At 56.7% G+C, this 5,702-nt stretch carries 4 protein-coding genes; all 4 read right to left on the bottom strand.

The features are described from left to right. A partial coding sequence (locus AABZ39_15580) for a hypothetical protein (GenBank protein ID MEK6796200.1) occupies positions 1-317 on the bottom strand: 317 nt, incomplete at its 3' end. Then, positions 314-799 (bottom strand): hypothetical protein, encoded by a 486-nt coding sequence (locus AABZ39_15575; GenBank protein MEK6796199.1) that lies wholly within the window; start codon positions 797-799, stop codon positions 314-316. The genes AABZ39_15580 and AABZ39_15575, both read right to left, overlap by 4 nt. A gap of 152 nt (positions 800-951) precedes the next feature. Continuing rightward, positions 952-2,427: a hypothetical protein gene (locus AABZ39_15570; GenBank protein MEK6796198.1), complete on the bottom strand. Its 1,476-nt coding sequence runs from the start codon at positions 2,425-2,427 to the stop codon at positions 952-954. A 70-nt stretch (positions 2,428-2,497) separates the two neighbouring features. After that, positions 2,498-5,702: Ig-like domain-containing protein (locus AABZ39_15565; protein ID MEK6796197.1), on the bottom strand; the 3,205-nt coding region annotated here is incomplete at its 5' end.

The raw sequence follows: 5,702 nt of genomic DNA, 5'->3' as shown, positions 1-5,702 counted from the left end.
TTCGAGACCTCGCGCCGCGCGGCGCGTACCGCGTTCGTTGCGGGAGCATTCGTCCCGGCCAAACCCGATGCGTTCGGCGGAGCTATCAAAGCCGTATTCGCCGCAACGGCATTCGTCTTATTCTCTGCAGCGGCCCTGCGCGCGGAGGCGTTCGTCCGTTGTGCGAACGATGCGTTCGTTGCGGTCTTATTTTTTGCCGCGGGAACATCGGACGTTACTGCATCCTTCTCGGATGCGGCCGTGAGCGATGCGGCAGCGAACACGAATGCAAGTGCACGTATACCGGCGCCGATACGACGCCTTTGTCCGTGCTTCATGACCCCTTCCCCCAGAAATCGACGAAGGTCTTCGTGACCGTATCGTATATCAGGTAAAGGAAATCCGTACCCGCGCCGCCGCTCACCTGAAGACCGGCGAATTCACTGAATTTCTTCCAATCGTCGAATGAATCATCCTTATCGAGGAACAGATGACAGAATATCATCTTCTTCCTGTCCCGAACGAACCCGCAGTACTGTGCCCGATACTTCTCAAAATAGATAAGCACCCGTCGGTTGACATCGTTCGGGTCCTTCGTATACCGCGATTTGAAGTACGCACACAATTTCAAGTCCATGTCCTTCACATCGTCGGGGGCGACATCCCACACTTCTCCCCAGGGCTGGCAGGTGTTCTCGCCGCGTATGATGCGATATTCGATCCGGAACAACGGGTCCTTGTACACGTTCATAATGGATGTACTGCACGACGTAAGAACGCCGGTAAGAACGGCCCATGTGCATATCTTTTTCAATGTCACGCAACGCCTCGCCCGCGGCCGGATACAGCCTACTTCGTCCCACATGACCGCGGCCATACTCAATGGCAGTATTATAGATTTACTGGAGCAAGTGTCAAGCGAGTGCCCGGCAGCAGCATGGCACCGATCATGCGTCAAGGCGCCTGATCGATCTATTGCTCTGCCGCCTGAGCTATGCGCGTATTCGCTTTTTCTATGCTTTTCTGCGCACGCTCATACAGTTCCGAACCCGCCGGTATCGTCTTCCAAAGCTCTATTGCCTTCAGATAGTTCTTTTCCTTTGCGTACGATACCGCCTCGATATATACATCCTCATAGCTTTTCACATTCTCGATCGCCGCCGTTGTTGGCATTGCCGCAGCGGGCGTTGCCGCAGGAGATTCCGCCGTCATCTTCGACTGCGCACGCGCTATGCCGTCCCGGGCACGGGTCGAATACTCGGGTCCGGTGACGTTCTGCCATACAGAGACAGCTTCGGCATAATTGCCGGCAGCGAAAAGCCGTTCACCCTCCTCGAATTTTTCCTGCGTAATAAGCGCGGTCTGCGCAAGCGTCATTTTCGCGCGGGACGATTCATAGAGCGGCGAGGTGCGGTCAACGGCGGAGAACTGTGCAACGGCATCACGGTAGCGCTTTCCGGTGAGGAACGCTTCCCCCTTATCGAATGCGTCGCGCGACGGATCGATACCGCCCGTACCGAACGCAACACCGAGCTGCAGTGAATGATGCATCCCGAGATCACCCATCGGGACGAGGGCATAATCGAAACTGAGCGACATGCCGCCGATGGGGACATGCGCACCGGCACCCAGGGTGAACCCGCGTATATCATAGCCGAACATATACCCGGCTCGGATGGAGACGATCTTGAAAAGCTCCAGACTGCCACCAAGATTGAATTTCATCGTGTCATTGAAATAGTAGGCGCCATCGAAAAGCAGTTTGAACCCGACGAGGAATTTCCGCGGTTCGAACCGATAGGAAAGGCCGCCTATGATCGCCGTGGGAAGCGATATCGCGACCGGTGACGAAAGGGGAAGGCCGATGTTCTTCCCGTACACACCGAACGAGAGCGTGTCTTCTCCGAAGATCTTCCGAAAGCCGAGTATCACGCCCACATCGCCGATGAGCGCGGAAAGCGAGTCCGTATCGAGCACCTCATAGGCATAGCGAACGCTCATGCCGATATCGAGCAGGAACGGCAGCGAAAGCATCGTCCCGAATGACAGCGCGGCGGACCCGCCGAACACATAGTCGCCGGAGGCGAGCACTCTCCCGGGATCGCCGTTATAGGTGATATAGCCGATGATGGGATCGAAGATGAGACCGTATCCCGACGCAGCGAGGGAAATGGCGCCGAAACGCGCGGCGAAGATACCGCTCGCTATCGACATCGAAAGATAGGGATTGTAGGACCCGACAACGGCGATGTTCGCCGTGAGCGATCCGAGCGTCGCAGGATTGTAGAACGCACCCTCGATGCTGCCGAGTTCCGACGCCGTCGCATTTGCCAGGGACGACGAAATTCCGCCCGTACCGATATTGAGCACTTCGAACGAACTCGTTTGCGCCGAAAGCGCCGCCGTACACAGTACCGCGCTCAGTACCGCCGCTATTGTCTTTTTCATTGTCACCATTCCCATTCCCTGGCTTTCTACCATTGTAATACATCTCGCCCGTCGTTGTCAAGCACACCGATCATCGGGCCACCATTACCTTCAGTGAACGCTTTTCTCCCCCGGAGACTATCACACAGATATAGACGCCCGGGGCCACCCTGCGGCCGTCGGTCGTTCGCACGTTCCACACGCGCCTGCCTGTCGTGTCCGACGGGGGCGCCGGCAGATCGGCGACATATCGTCCGGTGATGGTATATATCTTCACGGATGCCGCTGCGGTAAGATTGACGAAGACGATACCCTCGGCCTCCCCGCGGTAGGGATTGTTCGCCGCGGCAGCGCGATTCAGATCGGCTGCAAGCGTGAAAAAGCGGTTGAAATCCAGGCCGGTTATCGTGACCGGTGCGCTCGCTGTCCCCTCGATATCGGCTACGATGCGTATATCGTATCGCTTCGTCGTATCGAACCCTGTCGGTATGACCCACTCGTTCGAAGAGGCGCCGTTCGCCGTACGATTCGTCGCCCCGTTCGCATCGAAATTCGTCCAGGCATTCTGTGCGCTTACCGAATAGGAGAACGTTATCCGCGCCGCATTCGTACAGTTCTTGCTGAGCACGTATGCGATACGCACCGAGTTCGCAGCCGCATTGATAGAGCCGGCCGCATCGGAAAGCGAGACCGTCAGCACCATGGTCACCGATACCGGGGCGGTACGCGCCGATTCGCCGAACACATTGGTCGCGGCGACGCGATAATAATACGTTGCCCCGAGCGAGAGGCCGCCGTCATCGAATTGAACGGCATTCGTAGTCGTCATCGTCTGCTTCGTGTACGTGACACCATCGGTACTGCGGTAGATATTGTATCCCATCTCATTCGTGGCATTATCCGTCCAATTGAACCGCACGGTAGAACCATCGAGCTGCACTGCCGAGGGTGCCGTCGGATCGGCAGGCGGTGCGACGACTATCCTCACCGACTTTCCGGACGACCATGCATCATCGAAACCGCTCGTGGCGATGATGTAATAATAATAGGTCACATTCGTGTTCAGTCCGATGTCCGTATAGCACGTCGTATTCATCAGGTTCGTGAAGTACACGGTGGTCCACGTGAGGGTATCATATCGGTACACGATATATGCTATCTCATTGGTGGCATTATCGATCCAATTGAGCACGACCGTATTCGAGCTCGCGATGGCCGCGGTAAGACCGGTCGGCGCTGTACAGCCGTACACATCGACGAATATCGTTGACGAAACGGATGAGCCGAAGGCATTGGTCGCCGCAACCCGATAATACCATCGTCCGAAATCGGGAACGCTGCCGTCATCGAATGACGTGTCGTCGACAGCCGCCGTACCGACCGATTCGAACGTACTATTATCGGAACTGCGCTCTACGCTGAACTGTGTCTCGTTGGTCGCATTGTCGGTCCATGATATCGTGATCGTCCCCGATGCCATCGCCGAAGCGAGCGCCGTGGGTGCGGCCGGGCTGAGGTCGACCGGGGACACAGGACCGGCGAACGCCGAATGACCGTACCCATTGGATGCAAGGACCTTATAGGTGTACATCGGTCCGATGGTGAACGTCGTATCGGTGTAGGAACTTGCGTTCGGCGGGACCGATCCTATTGCAGTATACGAAGCATCGCCTATCCCGCGATAGATGAGATACTGCAATTCATTGGTCGCATTATCGGTCCATACAAGGATAAGCGCACCGGCATTTGTCTGTGTTATCGCAAGGCTGCTTGGCGCATGCGGTGTCGGTATGCTTCCCAGCCCGGCGGCGGAGAGTATGCCGTCACCCAATTTATTCGTTCCCTGCACCTTGTAATAGTAGAGCGTATTCTGAATGGCCGTTGTGTCGGTATATGCCGATATGTTCGACAGCACATAGCCAAGCGCGGAATACGCCGTGCCGTTCGTACTTCGCAAAATGCGATAGACGATCTCATTGGTAGCATTGTCCACCCATGAAAGCACGAGTGAATTCGAATTGGTTGTACTTACCGCCACACCGGTAGCGATGGCCGGCGGTGTTATCATGTACGGTATGCTCGCGGTTCGTGCCGATTCGCCGTACTCATTGGTAGCGCTCACTTGGTACGCGTACAGCACGTTCGTCGTAAGCGATGAATTGTAGAACCACGTCGTATCGACAGCCGTTCCGGAAACGATGGAGAACGGCCCGCTGTTCACGCTTCGATATACATTATACCCGGTCTCATTGGTGACGCCGCTGCCGCTCCACGTGATGGTGATGGTATTGCTCGTCGCCGAACTTATCGCGGGCGACGACGGCGCCATCGGCGGGATGATGAGCACGGTGATCGGTGAGGACAGCGCCGAAAGCCCCGCATTGTTCGTAGCAGCCACCGTATAATAATATTTCACATTGGTCAAAAGTCCGCCGTTCGTGAACACGGTCGTATTCGCCCCGACAACACCGATGAGCGAATAGGTCACATTGTCCGGGCTTCGATACACATTGAAAGCGGTCTCCGACGATGAGGCATCGAACCAGGACAGCGCAACCGCATTCGTATCCGCCATGCTGCGTGCAAGATCGCGCGGGGCGGCGGGCGGCGGGATGCTTCCGCTGTTCGTAACGATGACCGAGATCGAAGCACTCCCGGCATGCATCATGGTCGTGGGATCGTAGGCCGCGGCATAGAGCGTATGCTCGCCGTCGGCAGAGAGCGTCGTATCCCAGGGAAATGTCATCGAACCGCTCGCGACATTCGTCACGCGCGCACCATCGATGAAAAGTTCCGTGCGGCCTATTCCCGCAGACGATGACGCGTTCACGGAAACAGCCGCCGATCCGCTTACCATTGCGCCATGGGCAAGAGCGAATGACACTGCCGGCGCCGCAATGAACGGGCGCGATAAGGGATCGCCCACGAAGGTGTTGGGCCCGCGGCTTCTGCTCCAGGAAGCGAAGAACGACGCTTCGAGCGTGGTGAACCCCTGTAGCAACATGGCACGCAGATTGTTCGCATCATTGGTGCTCGAAGACGCCTTGAGAAAACCCAGATACGGCTCGGCGACCGCACCGGAATACGTCGCATACCCGAGGCGATAGTAAAGCGATTCGGGGAATTGCGTCTGCAGCCGCGTTTCGAAAAAGCTGTCCGGGACGCATCCATAGCTTTCATGCGCCTCCGCATACGCGCCGGACACGGCCATGTTCGTCGGAAGATAGGTGAGATAATTCCCGGGGTTATATCCCGAGTAGGTCCCGCCGTGAAGCATGACGACCACATTGGTGATG

It is taken from the genome of Spirochaetota bacterium (assembly GCA_038043445.1).
GTDB lineage: Bacteria > Spirochaetota > Brachyspiria > Brachyspirales > JACRPF01 > JBBTBY01.
The sequence above is the reverse complement of the archived record's forward strand: the minus strand, read 5'-3'. Positions and strand labels throughout refer to the sequence as shown.